The organism is Actinoplanes subtropicus (assembly GCF_000721705.1).
Classification (GTDB): Bacteria; Actinomycetota; Actinomycetes; order Mycobacteriales; family Micromonosporaceae; genus Actinoplanes; species Actinoplanes subtropicus.
In genome coordinates this window covers 311,850-330,934 of the sequence record NZ_JOJL01000011.1, presented here as the reverse complement: position 1 = coordinate 330,934, position 19,085 = coordinate 311,850, and the positions used below count along the sequence as shown (strand labels likewise).

The following is a 19,085-nucleotide window of genomic DNA, read 5'->3' as shown; positions in this document are numbered from 1 at the left end:
TAAGTATGTAGGGTATGCGCCGATGGAATTGCCGACCCCACCCCCGAAAGCGCCCGAGTTCGGTGCCGACGCGCTGATCGTCTGCGAGAGCCTGGTCCGCATCTACCAGACCGGACCGGTCGAGGTGCAGGCACTGCAGGGCCTCGACCTGGTCGTCGACGCCGGCGAGATGATCGCCGTGGTCGGTGCCTCCGGGTCGGGCAAGTCCACGCTGCTGTCCATCCTGGCCGGGATCGACGCGCCGACCGCCGGGCGGGCCCGGGTCGACCGGTGGAACCTGCTGTCCATGAACCGCTCGGACCGGGTGCGGTACCGGCGGCACACGGTCGGGTTCGTCCGGCAGCAGACCGCCAACAACCTGGTGCCGTACCTGACCGCACGGCAGATGGTCGACCTGCCGATGACGGCGGCGCGCGTGCCCTCCCGTACGCGCAAGAAACGAAGTTTGGATCTTTTGGGCGCGCTCGGGGTGGCGGACTGCGCGGATCGGCGGCCCGGGCAGCTCTCCGGCGGGCAGCAGCAGCGGGTGGCGATCGCGGTGGCGCTGGCCAACGAGCCGCGGGTGCTGTTCGCCGACGAGCCGACCGGTGAGCTGGACACGACCACCTCGGCCGAGGTCTTCGGGGCGCTGCGCACGGTCAACCGCGACCTCGGCGTCACCATCGTCGTGGTCACGCACGACCCGGCGGTCAGCGGCCAGGTCGAGCGGACCGTCGCCATCCGGGACGGGCGCACGAGCAGCGAGGTGCTGCGCCGGACCGCCACCGCCGACGACGGCGGCGAGCACGTGATCGCCGAGGAGTACGCCGTGATGGACCGCGCCGGCCGGGTGCAGATCCCGGCCGACTACCGGGAGGCCCTCGCCCTGACCCGGCGCGTACGGCTGGCCCTGGAACCCGACCACGTCACGATCCGGCCGGACGCATGACCGCCTGCACCGAGCGGCACCTCCGTGAGTTGCGCGCTCAGGCCGCAGGCGAGGGCCAGAAGGGCATGCGAAAGGTGGGCACAGCATGACCGCGCCGATCCTGACGGTCCAAGGTGTGCACCGCACCTTCGGATCCGGGCCCGCCGCGGTGCACGCCCTGCGCGACATCTCGTTCGAGGTGGAGCCGGGCACGATGGTGGCGCTGGTCGGGCGCTCCGGCTCGGGCAAGACCACGCTGCTCAACGTCATCGGCGGCCTCGACCGGCCGGACGAAGGGGCGGTCACGGTGGACGGCGTCGACGTGACCGCGCTGGACGAGGACGGGCTGTCCCAGCTGCGGCGGGAGCGGGTCTCGTACGTCTTCCAGACCTTCGGCCTGATCCCGGTGCTGTCCGCCGCCGAGAACGTGGGCGTGCCGCTGCGGCTGGCCCGGGCCGAACCGAAGGAGCGCGAACGCCGGGTCGAGCTGCTCCTCGACCTGGTCGGGCTCTCCGGGCACGCCGCCCAGCGGCCGGGCGAGCTCTCCGGCGGCCAGCAGCAGCGGGTGGCGATCGCCCGCGCGCTGGCCGCCTCGCCCCGGCTGCTGATCGCCGACGAGCCGACCGGCCAGCTGGACGCCGAGACCGGCCTCGCGGTGATGGCGCTGATCCGCGGGATCGTCGAGTCCGAGGGGGTCACCGCGCTGGTCTCCACGCACGACCCGGTGATGATGGCGCTCGCCGACCGGGTCGTGCGGATCGCCGACGGACAGCTGGTTCCGTGATCGCCCTGCTCGCCCGGCGCGCCCGCGCCCAATGGCCGCTGCTGGCGTCGCTGCTCGCCGTGCTGACCATCGGGGCGACCCTGCTGGGCACCTGCGCGCTGCTGGTCACCCGCACCTCGGAGCGGGCCGTCGAGGTGGCCGCGGCCCGGGCCACCGCGGACGACGTCGAGGTCACCGCGTACACGGTGGAGATCCCGCCGGGGAACGCGCGGTCGGTCGCCGCCGACACCCGCGAGATCCTCGCCGCCTCGATCGAGCCGTTCCCGGCGGCGCTCACCACGCGCGCCTCCTCGGTCATGCGGGCGCTGCCCGGCGACGGACGGGAGGCGTACCTCTCGGGGGTGGAGGGTCTGTCGGCAAGGTCCACGCTGATCAGCGGGCGGTGGCCGCGGGCGGCCGGCGACACCTCCGCCGGGCGGCCGCTGGAGGCGGCGATCTTCGACAACACCGCGCGGCTGCTGGGGCTGAAGGTGGGCAGCCGGATCCGGCTCGGCGCGGAGCTGACCGTCGACCCGGCCGGGCCGGTCACGGTGACCGTGGTCGGGCTGGTGCACCCGCTGCCGGACGCCGGGTGGGACCGGGATCCGCTGGGCGGCGAGGGCTTCGACCCGGACCCGAGCGACGCCGCGTTCGGGCGCAAGATGCAGGCGTACGGGCCGTTCCTGGTCGACCTGGCCGACCTGCTGGCCAGCGGCTCGGCGCTGGACCGGCTCGAGGTGAACGCCCGGCCGGACCTGGCCGATCCGAAGGCCCGCGACCTGGACACGCTGAGCGCTTCGGTGCTCGGCGCCGACGCGCGGCTGGCCGCGAAGCTCACCGGCCGGGTCCGCGTCGAGCGCGTCTCCTCGGCGCTGCCCGGAACCCTGGCCGGTGCCCGGGATCAGCAGGAGCTCACGGCCGAGGCGGTGCTCGCGCTGGCGCTGATCGGCATCGTGCTGACCGCGATCGCGCTGGCCCTGGCCGGGCGGCTGGCCACCGGCGTACGGGCGGACGAGAGCGAGCTGCTGAGCGCGCTCGGCACGAGTCGCCGGCAGTTCGCGGCCGCCGCCACCGTCGAGGCCCTGGCGCTGGCCGTGCTCGCGGTGGCGCTGGCCGTCCCGGCGTCGGCCGCGCTGCACGCCGCGCTCACCCGGATCCCGCCGCTCTCCGGGGCCGGGCTGGCCGCGCGGCCGGCGGTGACCGGGCCGCAGGTGCTGTCGGTCGCCGGCGGCGCGCTGGTCCTCGCCGTCCTGCTGATCTCCCTGGCGGTCTGGCCGGCCGCCTCCTCCGGCGACCGGCGCTCCCGGCGCGAGCTGCTCGCCCGCTCCGGCGCCGACCTGCTGCTGGTGGCGCTGGCCGGGGTCGGCTGGTGGCAGCTGACCACCCAGCCGGCGGGGGCGGGAACCCGGGCCGATGCCGTACGCGTGCTGGCTCCCGCCCTGCTGCTGACCGCCGGCACCGCCCTCGCCCTGCGGCTCGTCCCGCCCGCGCTGAACCGCGCCGAACGCCTCGCCGCCCGCACCCGGGGGCTGGTCGCGCCGCTGGCCACGGTCCAGGCCGCCCGCCGCCCGCAGGCCGTCGCCGCCGGGCTGCTGATCGGGCTGGGCTGCGCCGCCGCCACGTTCGGCGCGGCGTTCGACGACACCTGGCACGCCGCCCAGCACGACCAGGCCGATCTCGCGGTCGGCACCGACCTGTCGGTGGTGCTCGGCGCTCCCCCGCTCACCGGGCAGAGCACCGCGGTCGCCGCGGCCGTCGGCGGGGTGGTCAGCCCGGTCGCCGAGCACACCGTCGCGGTCGGCCAGTGGCTCGGCGGCGCGGGCGCGGCGCCCCGGCTGCTCGCGCTGGACACCCGGAAGGCGGCCGCGGTGCTGCGCGGCCGCGGCGACTGGCCGTCGGTCGCGAAGCCGCTCATCCCGGCCACGCCGGTCCCCGGGATCGCCCTCCCGCGCGGATTCGTGCCGGTCATCTCGGGCACGGCCACCGACAACGCCGCCGTCACCGTGACCCCGTTCCTGGTCCTCGAGGACGCGACCGGGCTGCGCACCGCGTGCAGCGGCACCGCCGTCCCGCTCGACGGGCACGCCTACCCGGTGCCGGGCTGCGTGCCGGACGACGGACTGCGGCTGGTCGCCGTCGCGCTGCCGGTCAGCGGCGTGCCCGGCGGGTGGGCCGCGGTCAGCACCGTGGACGTCGGCCTCACCGTGCCCGGCGGCGCCACCGCGGACAAGTGGGGCGTCAAGGCGGCCTCCCCGGAGTCGGGACAGCTCAGCGGCACCACCGTCGCGATCGCCGGCGGCCGGCTGCGGATGACCGGCACGGTGAAGTTCGCCGAGCCGATCGCGGCGAGCCGGACCTTCGTCGCGACGGCGTTCGGCAACCCCGGCCCGGTGCCGATCGCCATCTCGACCCGGCTGGCCGGGGACGTGAGCGCGCAGGTCGGCTCGAAACTCAGCCTGACGTACGGGGTGACCCCGGTCGACGCGGTGGTCACCGAGGTGGTCCCGGCCATCCCGTCCGCGCCCGGCGCAGCCGCCGCGATGGCCGATGTGGACAGCCTCTCCCGGGCCCTGATCAGCCGCGGCGACCTGGACTCGCCGGTGACCGCGTGGTGGGCCGGCCACCCGCGCGCCGACGCCGCCGCCCGGGTCGCCGGGCTGCACGTCGGGCCTACCATCACCCGGGCCGGCGAGACCGAGCGGCTGACCGGCAGCCCGCTGCGCGCCTCGGTGCCGGCCGTGCTGCGATTGCTGGTCGCCGCCGCGGTCGTGCTGCTGCTCGGCGGGGTGGTGCTGCACGTGACCTGCGACGTCCAGCTGCGGGCGCTGGAGGTGGCCCGGCTGCGTGGGCTCGGCATGTCCCGCCGGTCGATCCGCCGGGCGCTGCTCGGCGAGCACGCCGCCGTGCTGCTGCCGCTGCTGGTCGCGGGCGCGGCGGTCGGCGCGCTGGCCACCCGGGTGGTGGCGCCGCTGATGATCCGCTCGGACACCGGGGGCGCGCCGATCCCGGCCGCCCACGCGCACTGGCCCTGGCTCACCGAGGGGCTCCTGTTCGGGCTGCTGGTGGCCGGGACCGGGCTGGCCGTGTTCGCGGTCGTCACCGTGCAGGCCCGCCGCGCCGACGCCGCCCACCTGCGGGTGGCCTGATGAAATACTTGCCTGCCCTGCATTGGCCGAGCATCCGGGGCCGGGCCCGGGCTGACTTCGGGCCGCTGCTGCTGGTCGCGCTGGTGGTGGCGGCGGTCAGCCTGCTCGCCGCCGCGGTGCCGCCGCTGATGCGGGCCACCGCCGACGACGCCGCCCGGGCCGCCGTCCGCGACAACCCCGACGAATCGGCCGTACGGGTGGATGCCCGCTGGGAGGACGACTACGGCCCGAACGGCGGCCGGGTCCGCGACCCGCACCTCGCCGACGACGTCGACTCCCTCGGCGAGCGCGCGGCCGACACTCTCGACCCGGAGCTGAGCGCCCTGCTGCGCCCGCCGGTCACCACCGCCACCAGCATCTCCCTCATGATCGCCGACGGCAGCGTGCAGCGGCACTTCCAGGTCGACTACCTGCGCAGCGGCCCGGACGGCCCGAAGGTCACCTGGGTCGCCGGCCGGGCGCCGGCCGCCACCCGGGCCGGCAACCCGGAGATCGTCCAGTTCGTCGGGCCGCCGTGGGAGATGCAGGTCGGCGTCTCCGAGGCCGAGGCGGCGCAGCTGAAGGTCCGCCCCGGCGATCACCTTCCGGTCAAGGACGAGCTGCGGACCCCGTACAACGTGAAGGTCTCCGGCATCTTCCGCCCGGCGGACCCGGCCGACCCGGCCTGGAAGCAGCTGCCCTCGCTGCTCAAACCGGTCGCCGGGCTGGACGGGGCCGGCGCCACCCGCTTCGGCGGGCTGCTGTCGGCCGACTCGCTGCCGGACGCCCGGCTCGCGTTCCAGCAGGACCAGTTCCGGCGTACGGTGTGGTTCGCCGCCGAACCGGACCGGCTCACCTGGCAGTCGGCCCAGCGGCTCGCCGCCACCGTGGCCCAGCTCAAGGCCCGGTCGGCCTCGTCCGCCGAGCGCGACACCTCGCTCAAGTGGCAGACCGAGCTCGACCTCGTGCTGCGCGAGGTCAAGGCCCGGGTCGACGCCGCCGAGGCGCAGGCGTCGGTGCTGCTGATCGCGGTCCTGGCGGGCGCCGGCCTGGTGCTTCTGCTCGCCGCCGACCTGCTCGTACGCCGGCGGTCCGCCGCGCTGATCGCGGCCCGCCGGCGCGGCGCCTCGCTGCCGAGCCTGGCCACCGAACTGCTGCTCGAATCGGTCGCCGTGACGCTGCCGGCCGCGGCCCTCGGGATCGGCCTCGCCCTCGCCCTGGCCGGCGGCGCGGCGATCGGCTGGGCGGTCCCGGTGGCGGCCTGCGCGATCCTCGCCGGCCCCGCCTTCGGCACCGTCGCGGCCGCCCGGGGCACCCGCGACCGGCGAGCGGCGGCCAACCGCGCGGCCCGCCGCTTCGCCGAGCGCACCGCCCAGCTGCGGCGCGCGGCGCTGGACGTCGCCGTCGTCCTCTTCGCCGCCGGCGCGGTCGTCGCGCTGCGCCAGCGTGGCGTCGGCGACTCGGCGCTGCCGGCCACCGCGCCCGCCCTCGGCGTCCTCGCCGGCGCCGTCCTGCTGCTGCGGCTGATGCCGGCCGGCACCGGGTTCGCGCTGCGGCGGTCGCTGCGCTCCCGGCGGCCGCTCGCCGTCTTCGGGGCCGCCCAGGCGAACGCGACCGCCGCCCGGGCGCTGCCGCTGCTGGTGCTGACCACCACCGTCGCGCTCGCGTCGTTCGCGGTCACCCTCGCCGCCACCACGTCGAACGGCCTCGCCGACGGCGCCTGGCGCACGGTCGGCGCGGACGCCCGGCTCGACGTCGCCCCCGAGGAGACCGGCTCGACAGCCGCCGTGACCGCGAAGCTCGCCGCGGCGCCCGGGGTGACCCACGCGGTCGCCGGCGCCTTCGTGACCGGCGCCCGGATCGTCGCCGGCGACACCTCGGTCACGCCCGGCGTCGTGGTCGTCGACGCGGCCGCCTTCCAGTGGATGCTCGCCGACACGCCGCTGCCGGCCGCGCCGGACCTGGCCAAGCTCGGCCCGGGCAAGGCGCTGGTCCGCGGCAGCCTGCGCCCCGGCCAGTCGTTGAAGCTCTACCTGACCACCGAGGACGAGGGCTACGCCGCCCACGGCTACGCGACGGACAAGGACGCGATCGCGCTGACCGCGGTGGGCACCGCCCCGGCCGTCGACGGCCTCGACGACGTGGTGGTGCTCGACGCCTCCGCGCTGCCCAGCACGCCGGACACCATCTGGGTGACCGGCCCGGGCGCGGCGGCCGCGGTCAACGCGGCGGCCGCGAGCGGGCATCCGGTGGTGCGCCAGGAGATCCTGCGTACGCGGCAGCAGTCGCCCCTGACCGCCGGATTGGTGGCCCTCGCCCGCACCGCGGCCGGGGTGCTACTCGCGCTGGGCGTGCTCGGCTTCGCGCTCGGCGCGGCCGCCACGGCACCCGAGCGCTGGCGGACGCTGGCCCGGCTGCGCACGCTCGGCCTGCGGCCCCGCGACAGCCGCCGGGTCGCGACCGGCGAGCTGCTGCCGCCGGTGCTGGCGGCGGCGGTGTGCGGGCCGCTGCTCGGGGTGCTGTTCGTCCGGCTGACCTTCGGGCCGCTGTCGCTGCGCCTGATCACCGGGCAGAGGGCGCGGCCGGCCACGGTCGTGCCGTGGTGGCTGCTGGGGGCGGCGGCGATCGTGCTGCTGCTGAACCGGGCACCGGGCACCGGGCACCGGGCACCGGGCACCGGGCACCGGGCACCGGGCACCGGGCACCGGGCACCGGGCACCGGGCACCGGGCACAGGGCACCGGGCACAGGGCACCGACGACGCGAGGGGGCTCGGCGGGGGCGGCCGCGCCGTGTTGCCGTTGGCCGAAGGACGGTTACCCCTCCCACCACCGCCCAGATCGGCCTGGCATGTCACGAACCCGCAGGTCAGCCACCCCCCGCCAACCCCTTTGCTCTGCGCACCTATACGCACCGAAACCGAACGCCCGTTCCTTTTCGGTGCGTATAGGTGTGCAGAGCAAAGTGCCCCGCACCGATGGCCTGAGCTGGGACGATCCCGCCGAAGCGGTGCTCGCGGCGGACCGGGCCCGGCCTCGACGACGCGCCCGCTGTGGAGACGACGCGGTCCTCGGCTCGTCGTGCCGACGCTGGTGGACGAGGCGATCAGCACGGACTTACTCGGTTACCGAGAACGGTGATGCTGCGCTCGACGGTGGCCGACCGGCACAACCCTGCCCGGTGCCGACCAGCACAACCCAGTCGTGGTGGCGAGCTCGCGGAACGCCCGGCGGGTGGTGGGCGGGGCTGCTGCGGCGGGCAGGACGGCTGCTGCGGCGGGGGCGGCGGAGGCGGCGGAGGGGCGGCTGGGGCGGGAGCGGCGGCAGGCGGCAGCTGCGGCGCGGGCAGGCGGCAGCTGCGGCGCGGGCAGGCGCAGCTGCGGCGCGGGCAGGCGGCAGCTGCGGCGCGGGCAGGCGGCAGCTGCGGCGGGGGCGGCGGCAGCTGCGGCGGGGGCGGCGGCAGCTGCGGCGGGGGCGGCGGCAGGCAGCGGGGCGGCGGCAGGCAGCGGGGCGGCGGCAGGCAGCGGGGGCGGCTACTGCGGCGGGGCTGCGGCGGCGGGGGCGGCGGCAATCAGGTTGCCCCGTCCTGGTCGATCGATAGACTTCGGCGCATGCCCGGGCAATCGCCTACGCGCTGACCTTTCCCCGTCATCGCGTGCCGCATCGGATGGGTGCGGCCCTCATCAGGGTGTTGCCTTTCCGTGCCTGCGTTTCGCCTGGCCTGCCTGGCCTACATCGGTGCCGCCCTGCCCGGCTCGACCCTGGGCCTGCTGTGGCCGTCCATCCGAGTCGGTCTTCATCAGCCCGTCGCCACGCTCGGCGTCCTGGTCGTCTTCGGGGTGGTGGCGTCGGCGGTGGCCAGCACCGCCGCCGGGCGGCTGCTCGCCCGGTGGAGCGCGGGGGCGCTGCTGGCCGTGGGGACGCTGCTGACCGGGGTCGCGCTGGCGGTCGAGTCGGTCGCGTCGTCGGTGGTGGTGTTCGGCACCGGGATGGTGCTGTTCGATCTCGGCTTCGGGACGGTCAACGCGGCGCTCAACGCCTATGCGGCGGCGCACTTCGGGCCGCGGCGGATCAACTGGATGCACGCCGCGTACGGGCTCGGCGCCACCGCCGGGCCGGTCCTCGCCACCGCGATGCTCGGCGCCGGGATGTCCTGGCGCGGGGTGTACGGCTCGATGGGCGCGGCCCTGGCGCTGGTCGCCGGCGCCTTCGCGCTGACCCTGTCGGCCTGGGCGGCGCCGCGGCCCCGGCCCGCCGGGAAGACTCGGCGGCCGGCGGTGCTCGGGTCGCTCGTGTTCACCGCGGTCGAGGCGGGCATCGAGGGGGCCGCCGGCCTCTGGGGATACGTGTTCCTGACCGAGGGCCGGGGGGTGCCGGCGACGGTCGCGGGGCTAGTGGTCTCGGCGTACTGGGGAATGATGTTCCTGGGTCGGGTTCTGCTCGGCGCGGTGGCCGAGCGCCTCGGCGCGCGCCGGGTGCTGGGCGCCGCGGTGCTGGGGGTGAGCGCCGGCGCCGCACTGATGATCGTGCCCGAGGCGGCCACCGCGGCCGCCGGGCTGATCGTGCTGGGGCTGGCCGCGGCGCCGGTGTTCCCGCTGTTCGTGCTGACCACCGGCGGCGCCGACGAGGTGGTCGGCCTGCAGGTGGCGGCATCGGCGGTGGGCAGCGCGGCGCTCCCGGCCGGCATCGGGCTGGCGATCGGCGCCTCGACCGCGAACGCGCTCGCCCCGCCCCTGCTGGCGCTCGGCCTGACCATGTGCGTGGTCTACCGCGCGGTGTCACGCTGACGGCGGCGTGCGGTGCATACCCGGCTCGGACCGGGGTATGCGGTCCCCATGCGGATCCTCACCCGACTCGAAACGGCCCGCGAGCTCGACCCGGTCAGCGACAAGCTGCAGGAGGTGGTCACCGCCGTGGTGCGTCCGCGCCGGCTGCGCGACCTGCTGCACGGCACCTGGCTCGGCCACCCGCTGCACCCGGTGCTGGTGGATTTGCCGGTCGGAGCGTTCCTCTGCGTCGGCGCGCTCGACCTGATGCGGGGCCGCCGGCGGGCGGCGACCACGCTGGTGGCGCTGGGCGTGGCGACGGCGGGACCGGCCGCGGTGGCCGGCTGGGCCGACTGGTCCGAGATGACCAAGGACCGGCGCCGGGTCGGCCTGGTGCACGCGGCGTCGAACCTGCTGGCGGTCGGCCTCTACGCCGGCTCGCTCGCCGTCCGCCTGCGCAGCAACGGCATGCGGGGGCGGGCGCTCGGCTTCGCCGGCCTGTCGGTGGCCGGGCTGGGTGCGTTCCTCGGCGGGCATTTGGCGTACGCGCAAAGCGCCGGCACCAATCAGGCCGCGCCCGAGATCGCCCGCCTGCCCGAGGACTGGACGGTGGCCGGCTCCCTGTCCTTCCTGCCGGAGGGCAAGACCTCGGTGCGCACGGTCGGCGGCGTACCGGTGCTGTTCTACCGGCAGGGCGACCACGTCTCGGCGCTGATCGAGCGCTGCGGCCACGAGACCGGCCCGCTCGGCGAGGGCGAGGTGACCGGCGCCGGCCCGGACGCCTGCGTGGTCTGCCCCTGGCACGGCAGTACCTTCCGGCTCGCCGACGGCGCGGTGGTGCACGGCCCGGCGGCCAGCAGCCAGCCGGTGCTCCCCTGCCGGGTCCGCGATGGCATGGTCGAGGTCCGCCAGCCCTAATCGCCTGCGCTGACCGACTTGTCCTCCTGCTCGTCGTCCTCGTCGATCCAGTTGTGCCGGTAGATCGGGATGCCGCCCCAGAGGACCAGGAAGAAGACCGCGGTGGCGCCGCCGAGCAGCCCTGCCATCGACGGGCTGAGCAGGAAGTCGACGATGAGGAAGACGCTGGTGACCATCGAGATCAGCAGGAACCCGAGGCCGCCGGTGGCCATCCGGTGCGCGTAGCGGACCAGTTCCGGCTTGCGGCCCTGGCGGAACAGCGCCCGGTGGAAGGCGACCGGCCCGATGATCATCGCGGCGGCGCCGGCCGCCGCCAGCAGCGCCACGACGTAGAGGTCCTTCTGGAAGGACGTGGTCTTGGGGAAGCCGTTGCTGAACGGGAGGGTGAGCAGGAACGCGAAGAGGATCTGGACGCCGGTCTGCGCCACCCGCAGCTCCTGCAGCAGATCGCCGAAGTTGCGATCCCAGCGGTGCTTCTCGTCCTCGTCCTTGATGTGGCGCTTCTCCTCGGTCATGCCGCTGGCGAGTGCCCCGATCAGCGATCATCCAAACGGCGTACGACCAGCAGCGCCACGTCGTCGGTGGGCTCGTCCAGGCCGACCGTCGTCATGACCTTCTCGCAGAGCTGCTCGGCCGGGGCCGGAGTGATCGCCTGGGCCAGCCGCTCGATGCCGTCGTCGATCAGCTCGCCGCGCCGCTCGATCAGGCCGTCGGTGTAGAACGCCAGCACCGCGCCGGGCGGCAGGGCGACCGTGGTGGTACGCCGGGGCTGCCGGGTGATGTCGATGCCCAGCGGCGGGTCGGCCGGCAGCTCGAGCACCCGGGCCGGCTCGCCGGGGGCGGCCAGCACCGGGGGCAGGTGGCCGGCGGTGGAGACGCGCACGGTGGAGCGGTCCGGCGAGATCAGCGCGTACATGGCGGTGGTCATGCTGCCCGCCTCGAAGTGCCGCACCTTGCGGTCGAGCAGGGTGAGCGCCTCGGCCGGGTCGTCGGTGATCAGGGTGTACGCGCGCAGGGCGCTGCGGACCCGGCCCATCACCACCGCGGAGGCCAGGCCGTGCCCGGAGACGTCGCCGATCACCACGCCGAGCCAGCCGGAGGGCAGGGTGAACACGTCATACCAGTCGCCACCGATGCCGAAGGCGTGGCCGGGGACGTAGCGGGCGGCCAGTTCGACGCCCGGCAGCCGGGGCAGGGTGGTGGGCAGCAGGCTGCGTTGCAGGGCGAGCGCGGTGGCCTGCTCGAGCTTCTGGTTGCGGATCTGCCCGGCGGTGCCGGCTCGGTCGGCGGCCAGCTCCAGCAACTGCACGTCGTCCTGGGTGAACTCCCGAGGGTGCAGCGAGCCGATGTGCAGCACCCCGATCACCTCGCCGGCCGCCATGATCGGCACGCCGAGCAGCGACCGGATGCCCAGGTCGAGCAGGATCGGGTTGACCACGTCGTCCGCGGTGACCTCGGGCAGGATCAGCGGCCGGCGGGTCTCGGCGACCCGGCCGGCGAAGCCCCGGCCGATGGCGATCCGCACGCCACGCCGTACCTCCTCCTCGATGCCCTTGGCCGCGGTCGCGACCAGCTGGCCGGAGTGCGGGTCCAGCAGCAGGATCGCGGCGGTGTCCGCGCCGAGCAGATCCCGCACCCGGTCCAGCAGCTCGTCGAGCAGGTCGGAGGCGTCCAGGCGGGACAATGTCGCGTCGGTGACGGCCTCGAGACGACGCAGGCGCTCATCGGTCCGCACGCTGTCGACATCCATGGGCAACAACCTACTCAATCGTGGTCACCGAGCAGGTCACGGACCGCCCGCTCGCTGTCCCGGGCAATCGTCTCGCCGTCCTCGTAGCGCTCGATCACCCGGGGATCCACATATGATGCCCGAGCCACCGCCGGGGTGTTACCGAGCCGGTCGGCGACCTCCTTCATCGCGGTCGCGACGACCTTCCTGCGCTTGGCGGCGGTGGGCCGCGGGCCGGCCTCGGCGAGCGCGGTGGCGGCCGTGACGGTGCCGTGCCAGGTGCGGAAGTCCTTGGCCGTCATCTTCCCGCCGCTGATCTCCTTCAGGTAGTCGTTGACCGCCGCCGCGTCGACCTCACGCCAGCGGCGGGCATGCCCGTCCCAGTACGCGAAGAGCCGCTTCTGGCCGCGCCGCCGCCGCTTGAGGTCGGTGAGCACCGCGCAGACCTCGCCCTCGTCGACCGTGCCGGAGTGCTCGACGCCCGATTTTCCGGGGAAGGTGAGCAGCACGCAGCCGTTCCGGGTGCTCAGATGCTCCGGGCGCAGGGTGGACAGCCCGAACGAGGGGTCCTCGGCCCGGGCCGCGTACTCGTCGCTGCCGACCCGGAACATCCCGAGGTCGAGCAGGCTGACGATGGCCGCGAGGACCCGCTCCCGGCTCATCCCCCGGCCCGCCGTGAGGTCGGCGCGCAGCCGCCGGCGTACCGCGGGCAGCTTTCCGGCCGCCGCGAGCACCCGATCGAACTTCTCGGCGTCCCGGGCGGTGCGCCACTGCGGGTGGTAGAGGTACTGCTTGCGGCCGGCGGCGTCGACGCCGGTGGCCTGGATGTGCCCGCGCGGGTCCGGCGAGATCCACACCTGCTGCCAGGCCGGCGGGATGACCAGCCCCTTGATCCGCTCCAGCGTCGCGGCGTCGGTGACCCGGGCGCCGTCGGCGTCCAGGTAGGTGAAACCGCGGCCGGACCGGCGGCGGGACAACCCCGGCCTGGTCAGCTTGCTGCGCCGCAGCCGCACCACGGACCCCTTCCTTCCCATCCCGGGCCGACGGAATGCCCGAGTGGTGAAGCGCGCAAACTTGTCACATCCGGGTGTGGGGCGGCGGTATCGGGGTAGCCGCCATGCGTGGCAGAAATTACTTCGGAGCTATTGATCACGCGGCTGGCCGAGTGGGGCGTCGACACGATCTTCGGCCTGCCCGGCGACGGCATCAACGGAATCATGGAGGGCCTGCGCCGGCACACCGACAAGGTCAAGTTCGTGCTCGTGCACCACGAGGAGGCGGCGGCGTTCATGGCCACCGCGTACGCGAAGGCGACCGGGAAGATCGGGGTCTGCCTGGCCACCTCGGGCCCGGGCGGCATCCACCTGCTCAACGGCCTGTACGACGCGAAGCTGGACCACGCTCCGGTGCTGGCGATCACCGGCATGCAGGAGTCCGCCGTGCTCGGCACCGGCTACCAGCAGGAAGTCGCGCTGGACAAGCTGTACGAGGACCTCACCGAGTACAACCAGGTCGTGATGAACCCGGCGCAGCTGCCGACGTTGGTCGACGTGGCGATCCGGACGGCGTACGCGCGCCGCGGGGTGGCCCATCTGACCGTCCCGAACGACATCCAGATCGCGCCGGCCGGCAAGGACCCGTACTCGACGGTCGCGCCGGTCCGCCCGCCGTCGACGGCCCCGGTCTACCTGGCGCCCGCCGTCCGTCCCCGGGACGCGGATCTGCGCCGGGCGGCCGACCTGCTGAACGCCGGCGAGAAGGTCGCGATCCTGGTCGGCATCGGCGCGCGCGGCGCGGGCCGGCTGGTCGAGCAGGCCGCCGACAAGCTCGGCGCGCCGATCGTGAAGTCGCTGATGGGCAAGATGGTCGTCGCGGACGACTCGCCCTACGTGACCGGCGGCATCGGCCTGCTGGGCACCAAGCCCAGCGAGGAGCTGATGGAGGAGGCCGACACCCTGCTGATGGTCGGCACGAACTTCCCGTACACGAAGTTCCTGCCGGAGCCGGGCAAGGCCAAGGTCGTGCAGATCGAGATCGAGCCGGCCCGGGCCGGCACCCGGATCCCCACCGACGTGCCGCTGGTCGGCGACGCGGCAGCCACGCTGGAGGCGCTGCTGCCGCTGCTCGACGCCAAGGACAAGGGGCTGCTGGCCAAGTACCGGGAGAAGATGAAGGACTGGCGGGAGTCGATGACCGCGCTCGAGTCGGGCGAGCGGGACCCGATCGCGCCGCAGTACCTGGCCCAGCAGCTGGACGCGCTGGCCGCCGACGACGCGGTGCTGACCTGCGACTCCGGCACGATCGCGACCTGGGCGGCGCGGCACTGGCACATCCGCGGCAACCGTGAGTTCTACCTGTCCGGCACGCTCGCCACGATGGCGCCGGGCCTGCCGTACGCGCTCGGCATCCAGCACGCCTATCCGGGCCGGCAGGTCATCGCGTACGTCGGTGATGGTGGTTTCGCCATGCTGATGGCCGAGTTCCACACGGCGGCCCGGTACCAGCTGCCGATCAAGGTCGTGATCAACAACAACAACTCGCTCGGGCAGATCCTCTGGGAGCAGATGGTCCTGGGCTACCCCGAGCACGGGATCCGGTTCGGCGAGCCGAAGCCGGACTTCGCGGCCTGGGCGCGCGGGTGCGGCGGCTTCGGCGTGCACGTCGAGAAGCCCGGCGACCTGCCGGGCGCGCTGCGGGAGGCGCTCGCCCACCCCGGGCCGGCGCTGATCGACGTCGCGGTCAACCCGGACGAGCCGCCGCTGCCCGGCAAGGTCAGCTACGACCAGGCGAAGAAGTTCGCCGAGGCCTGGCTGCACGGCCAGCCGCGGAAGGCGTCGATCGCCTCCACCCTGTTCAAGGACAAGATCCAGCAGTTGAAAGGCTGACGATCGATGGCGGTCATCTCGCTTCCCACCCCGACCGCCCGCCGCTCCGCCCCCACCACCGACTACACGGCGCTCGAGAAGGCGCTCAAGGCGGTGGTGCGGGGTGACGTGCGGTTCGACGCGGGTGCTCGCGCGGCGTACTCCACCGACGCGTCCAACTACCGGCAGGTGCCGATCGCGGTGGTCTGCCCGGTCGACGTGGACGACGCGGTCGCCGCGGTCAAGATCTGTCACGAGCACGACGTGCCGCTGCTCAACCGGGGCGGCGGCACCAGCCTCGGCGGCGAGTGCTGCAACGTCGCGGTGGTGCTCGACTGGACCAAGCACGTGCACGGCGTCGAGTCGGTCGACCCGGTCAACAAGAAGGCGATCATCCTGCCGGGCACCCCGCTGGACGACGCGAACAAGGTGCTGGCCGAGCACGATCTGATCATCGGGCCGAAGCCGGCCACCCACTCGCACTGCACGATCGGCGGGATGGTCGGCAACAACTCCTGCGGAGCGACCGCGCAGTGGAGCGGCACGATGGCGGCCAACGTCTCCCGCCTGGAGATCCTCACCTACGACGGCCTGCGGATGTGGGTCGGGCCGACCGCGCCGGAGGAATTTGAGGAGATTGTCGCGGGAGGCGGCCGGAAGGCGGAGATCTACCGCTCCCTGCGCGACCTTTACGGCCGGTATGCCGAGCAGATCAAGACCCGCTTCCCGGACATTCCCCGGCGGATATCCGGGTTCAATTTGCCGGATCTGTCGGACATGAACGTGGCCCGGGCCCTGGTCGGCTCCGAGTCCACGTGCGTTACCGTGCTTCGGGTCGAGGTGGACCTGATGGTCCCGCCGAAGAAGAAGGCGACGGTCGTGCTCGGCTATCCCGACCTCCCGTCGGCGGCCGACGCCGTGCCGGAGATCGCCGCGCACGACCCGATCCAGCTGGAGGCCGCCGACGAGAAGCTCTTCCTCTACGAGCGCGAGGAGCACCGGCCCACCGAGATCCTCAGGTTCCTGCCGGACGGGCGGGCCTGGCTGGTGGTCCAGCTCGGCGCGGACACCGAGGAGGAGGTCCGGGCCAAGGCGTCGGCACTCGCCGGTGACCGCGGGGTGATCCTGGAGGGCGATCAGGAGGAGCGGCTGAGCAAGGTGCGGGAGGCCGGGCTGGCCACCACCGCACGCACCCCGAACGGGCCGGACGCGTGGCCCGGCTGGGAGGACTCGGCGGTCGCACCCGATCGGCTCGGCGACTATCTGCGCGCTTTCCTGGCGCTCCTGAACGACTACGGCTACGGCGCGACCAGCATTTACGGGCATTTCGGGCAGGGTTGCGTGCACTGCAGCATCCCGTTCGACCTGACCAGCGTGGACGGAATCGCGTCGTACCGATCGTTCGTGACCAAGGCCGCCCGGTTGTGCGTCGAACACCACGGATCGCTCTCCGGCGAGCACGGCGACGGCCAGGCCCGCGGCGAACTGCTGGGCATCATGTACGGCGAGGACGTGGTCCGCGCGTTCGAGGAGTTCAAGGCGATCTTCGACCCGCGCAACCGGATGAACCCCGGCAAGGTCGTGCACGCCCGGCCGCTCGACCACGACCTGCGGCTCGGCGCCGACTACGCGCCCGCCCAGCCGGTCGTCCACTTCGGGTACCACGAGGACGACGGCAGCTTCGCCCGGGCCGCGCTGCGCTGCGCCGGGGTCGGCGAGTGCCGCCGCTCCGGCCCGACCGGCGAGGTGATGTGCCCCAGTTACCAGGTCACGCGGGACGAGGAGCACTCCACCCGCGGCCGGGCCCGGCTGCTGTTCGAGATGCTCAACGGCGGAGTGATCGACGACGGCTGGCGCAGCACCGCCGTGCGCGACTCGCTCGACCTGTGCCTGGCCTGCAAGGGCTGCAAGCACGACTGCCCGGTGCAGGTGGACATGGCGACCTACAAGGCCGAGTTCCTGTCGCACCACTACGCCGGTCGGATCCGGCCACTCGACCACTACTCGCTCGGCTGGCTGCCGGCCGTCGCGCAGGCGGCCGCGCTCGCGCCCGGACTGGCCAACACGATCGCCCGGATCCCGCTCGCGAAGCGGCTGGCCGGCGTCGACCCGAAGCGGGACGTGCCGAAATTCGCCCCCGCGCGGATCGATCGGTGGCTGCGCAAACGCCGGTCGCCGAAGGGCACGCGCGGGCAGGTGCTGCTGTTCACCGACTCGTTCACGACCGCCTTCTCCCCCGGCGTCATGGCGGCCGCGGTCGGCGTGCTGGAGGCGGCCGGCTTCGAGGTCGTGGTGCCGCCGAAGACCGTCTGCTGTGGACTGACCTGGATCTCGACCGGGCAGCTGGGCATCGCCGAGCGGGTGTTGCGCCGGACCGTGGACGTGCTCTCGCCGTACGTGCGGAAAGGTCTGCCGGTGGTCGGTCTGGAACCGTCCTGCACGGCGGTCTTCCGATCGGATCTGAGCGAGTTGTTCGGCCGGGATCAGGACGCCGACCGGCTCGCCCGGCAGACGCACACACTGGCCGAGCTGTTGCTGGACCGGGCCCCGGACTTCCAGCCGCGGCTGTCCGGTGGCCCGGTGAAAGCGATCGTACAAAAGCATTGCCACCACCACGCGATCCTCGGCTTCGACGCCGATCGTCAGGTGATGGAGCGGACCGGGGTCGAGGCGGAGGAGCCGGACTCGGGCTGCTGCGGGCTGGCCGGCAACTTCGGGATGACGCCCGGGCACCGGGATGTGTCGCTGGCCTGCGCCGAGCAGGGGCTGCTGCCGGCCGTGCGGGAGGCGGCGCCGTCGACGCTGGTGCTGGCCGACGGGTTCAGCTGCCGTACGCAGATCGATTACGCGCACACCGGCAAACGGCCGCTGCACCTGGCCGAGGTGCTCAACGCCGCGGTGCGGGGCGACCATGTCTGACATCGGGGCCCCCATCGAGGCCGCCATCGGGGCCGTCGAGTGGGCCGCCTACAAGGTGCCCACCGACGGCCCGGAAGGGGACGGAACGTTCGCGTGGGAGGCCACCACGATCGTGGTCGTGCACGTCCACGCGGCCGATCAGGTCGGGCTGGGCTGGACCTACGCGCCGGCCGCGGCCGGGCACCTGATCGGCGAGATGCTGGCCCCGGCGATCGGCGGCCGGTCCGCGTTCGACGTGCCGGCCGCCCAGGAGGCGATGGTCCGCGCGGTGCGCAACGCGGGCCGCTCCGGCGTCGCATCGACGGCCATCTCTGCCGTCGACGTCGCGCTCTGGGACCTCAAGGCAAGGCTTCTGGGCGTACGCCTGGCGAAGCTCCTCGGCGTCGCCCGCCCGTCGGTCCCGGTCTACGCCAGCGGCGGCTTCACCACGTGGGACTCTTCTCGTCTCGCCGAGTGGCTTTCCGCCTCGCTCGACATCGGCCGGGCAAAGATCAAGATCGGTGAATCCTGGGGTACGCATGAACGGCGCGACCTTTCCCGGGTGGAACTGGCCCGTCGCGTACTCGGGGACCGGGAACTCTATGTGGACGCCAACGGCGGCTACTCGGCCGCCCAGGCGATCCGGCTCGCGGCGGAATTCCCCGACGTGCGCTGGTTCGAGGAGCCGGTGTCCTCGGACGACCTCGACGGGCTGCGCCGGGTGCGCGACGCGACGGCCCCCGACGTGACGGCCGGCGAGTACGGCTACGACCTGCCCTGCTTCGCCCGGCTGATCCCGGTGGTGGACTGCCTGCAGGCGGACGTCTCCCGGTGCGGCGGCATCACCGACTGGCTGCGGGTCGCCGCGCTGGCCGCGACCCACCAGCTGGAGGTGTCCGGCCATTGCGCACCGGCCCTGCACGTGGACGCCGCGGCGGCGACCCCGAACCTGCGGCATCTCGAGTACTTTCACGACCACGTACGGATCGAATCGATGTTCTTCGACGGGGTCACGCCGCTCGGTCCGGGCGGCACGCTCACCCCGGATCTGTCCGCGCCCGGCCACGGGCTGACCTTCAAGGCCGCCGACGCCAAGCAGTTCCAAGTGGCGGGCTGA

12 protein-coding genes are annotated in these 19,085 nt (G+C 74.1%); 9 read left to right on the top strand and 3 right to left on the bottom strand.

Features of this window, described 5'->3' with window-relative positions; translation table 11 throughout:
• Window positions 1-22 precede the first annotated feature (22 nt).
• The 6 genes from IH26_RS0118015 to IH26_RS0117990 all read left to right on the top strand — a co-directional run bounded on the left by IH26_RS0118015 (window position 23) and on the right by IH26_RS0117990 (window position 10,477).
• Complete coding sequence (locus IH26_RS0118015) at window positions 23-928, top strand: ABC transporter ATP-binding protein (protein ID WP_030437367.1); 906 nt, start codon at window positions 23-25, stop codon at window positions 926-928.
• Between the two features lie 85 nt (window positions 929-1,013).
• Window positions 1,014-1,691, top strand: a complete 678-nt coding sequence (locus IH26_RS0118010) for an ABC transporter ATP-binding protein (protein WP_030437366.1) — start codon at window positions 1,014-1,016, stop codon at window positions 1,689-1,691.
• On the top strand, window positions 1,688-4,816 hold the full coding sequence (locus IH26_RS0118005; protein WP_030437365.1) for an FtsX-like permease family protein: 3,129 nt from the start codon (window positions 1,688-1,690) through the stop codon (window positions 4,814-4,816). The genes IH26_RS0118010 and IH26_RS0118005 overlap by 4 nt, the downstream gene beginning before the upstream one ends.
• A complete protein-coding gene (locus IH26_RS0118000) occupies window positions 4,816-8,394 on the top strand; it encodes an ABC transporter permease (protein WP_211268668.1) in 3,579 nt (1,192 codons plus the stop codon). Before IH26_RS0118005 ends, IH26_RS0118000 begins: the two co-directional genes overlap by 1 nt.
• A gap of 100 nt (window positions 8,395-8,494) precedes the next feature.
• Window positions 8,495-9,580, top strand: a complete 1,086-nt coding sequence (locus IH26_RS0117995; protein ID WP_030437363.1) for an MFS transporter — start codon at window positions 8,495-8,497, stop codon at window positions 9,578-9,580.
• 48 nt (window positions 9,581-9,628) lie between these two features.
• Entirely contained in the window at window positions 9,629-10,477 is an 849-nt protein-coding gene (locus IH26_RS0117990; RefSeq protein ID WP_030437362.1) for a Rieske (2Fe-2S) protein, read from the top strand.
• On the opposite strand, the gene IH26_RS0117985 is transcribed toward IH26_RS0117990, so the two are convergent.
• Genes IH26_RS0117985 through IH26_RS0117975 form a run of 3 tightly spaced genes read right to left on the bottom strand, consistent with a single transcriptional unit; the run spans window position 10,474 to window position 13,219 of the window.
• A complete protein-coding gene (locus IH26_RS0117985) occupies window positions 10,474-10,992 on the bottom strand; it encodes a DUF6328 family protein (protein WP_030437361.1) in 519 nt (172 codons plus the stop codon). The two genes, IH26_RS0117990 and IH26_RS0117985, sit on opposite strands and share 4 nt — an antisense overlap.
• 20 nt (window positions 10,993-11,012) lie before the next feature.
• On the bottom strand, window positions 11,013-12,227 hold the full coding sequence (locus IH26_RS0117980; protein ID WP_030437360.1) for a PP2C family protein-serine/threonine phosphatase: 1,215 nt from the start codon (window positions 12,225-12,227) through the stop codon (window positions 11,013-11,015).
• A gap of 14 nt (window positions 12,228-12,241) precedes the next feature.
• Window positions 12,242-13,219, bottom strand: a complete 978-nt coding sequence (locus IH26_RS0117975) for a DNA topoisomerase IB (RefSeq protein ID WP_030437359.1) — start codon at window positions 13,217-13,219, stop codon at window positions 12,242-12,244.
• A gap of 108 nt (window positions 13,220-13,327) precedes the next feature.
• Between IH26_RS0117975 and IH26_RS0117970 the strand changes: the two genes are divergently transcribed.
• The 3 genes from IH26_RS0117970 to IH26_RS0117960 are packed head-to-tail and all read left to right on the top strand — an operon-like array spanning window position 13,328 to window position 19,085.
• Window positions 13,328-15,091: a thiamine pyrophosphate-dependent enzyme gene (locus IH26_RS0117970; RefSeq protein ID WP_030437358.1), complete on the top strand. Its 1,764-nt coding sequence runs from the start codon at window positions 13,328-13,330 to the stop codon at window positions 15,089-15,091.
• Window positions 15,092-15,097: 6 nt separating this feature from the next.
• Window positions 15,098-17,989 carry an FAD-binding and (Fe-S)-binding domain-containing protein gene (locus tag IH26_RS0117965; RefSeq protein ID WP_030437357.1) on the top strand — a complete coding sequence of 964 codons (2,892 nt, stop codon included), beginning with the start codon at window positions 15,098-15,100 and terminating at the stop codon, window positions 17,987-17,989.
• Window positions 17,982-19,085 carry an enolase C-terminal domain-like protein gene (locus IH26_RS0117960; RefSeq protein WP_051808237.1) on the top strand — a complete coding sequence of 368 codons (1,104 nt, stop codon included), beginning with the start codon at window positions 17,982-17,984 and terminating at the stop codon, window positions 19,083-19,085. The genes IH26_RS0117965 and IH26_RS0117960 overlap by 8 nt, the downstream gene beginning before the upstream one ends.

What these genes read in the sequence shown, in the direction of transcription:
- IH26_RS0118015 (WP_030437367.1), top strand. Translation starts at nt 23, where the DNA reads ATGGAATTGCCGACCCCACCCCCGAAAGCGCCCGAGTTCGGTGCCGAC.
- IH26_RS0118010 (WP_030437366.1), top strand. Translation starts at nt 1,014, where the DNA reads ATGACCGCGCCGATCCTGACGGTCCAAGGTGTGCACCGCACCTTCGGA.
- IH26_RS0118000 (WP_211268668.1), top strand. Translation starts at nt 4,816, where the DNA reads ATGAAATACTTGCCTGCCCTGCATTGGCCGAGCATCCGGGGCCGGGCC.
- IH26_RS0117990 (WP_030437362.1), top strand. Translation starts at nt 9,629, where the DNA reads ATGCGGATCCTCACCCGACTCGAAACGGCCCGCGAGCTCGACCCGGTC.
- IH26_RS0117985 (WP_030437361.1), bottom strand. Translation starts at nt 10,992, where the DNA reads ATGACCGAGGAGAAGCGCCACATCAAGGACGAGGACGAGAAGCACCGC.
- IH26_RS0117980 (WP_030437360.1), bottom strand. Translation starts at nt 12,227, where the DNA reads ATGGATGTCGACAGCGTGCGGACCGATGAGCGCCTGCGTCGTCTCGAG.
- IH26_RS0117965 (WP_030437357.1), top strand. Translation starts at nt 15,098, where the DNA reads ATGGCGGTCATCTCGCTTCCCACCCCGACCGCCCGCCGCTCCGCCCCC.
- IH26_RS0117960 (WP_051808237.1), top strand. Translation starts at nt 17,982, where the DNA reads ATGTCTGACATCGGGGCCCCCATCGAGGCCGCCATCGGGGCCGTCGAG.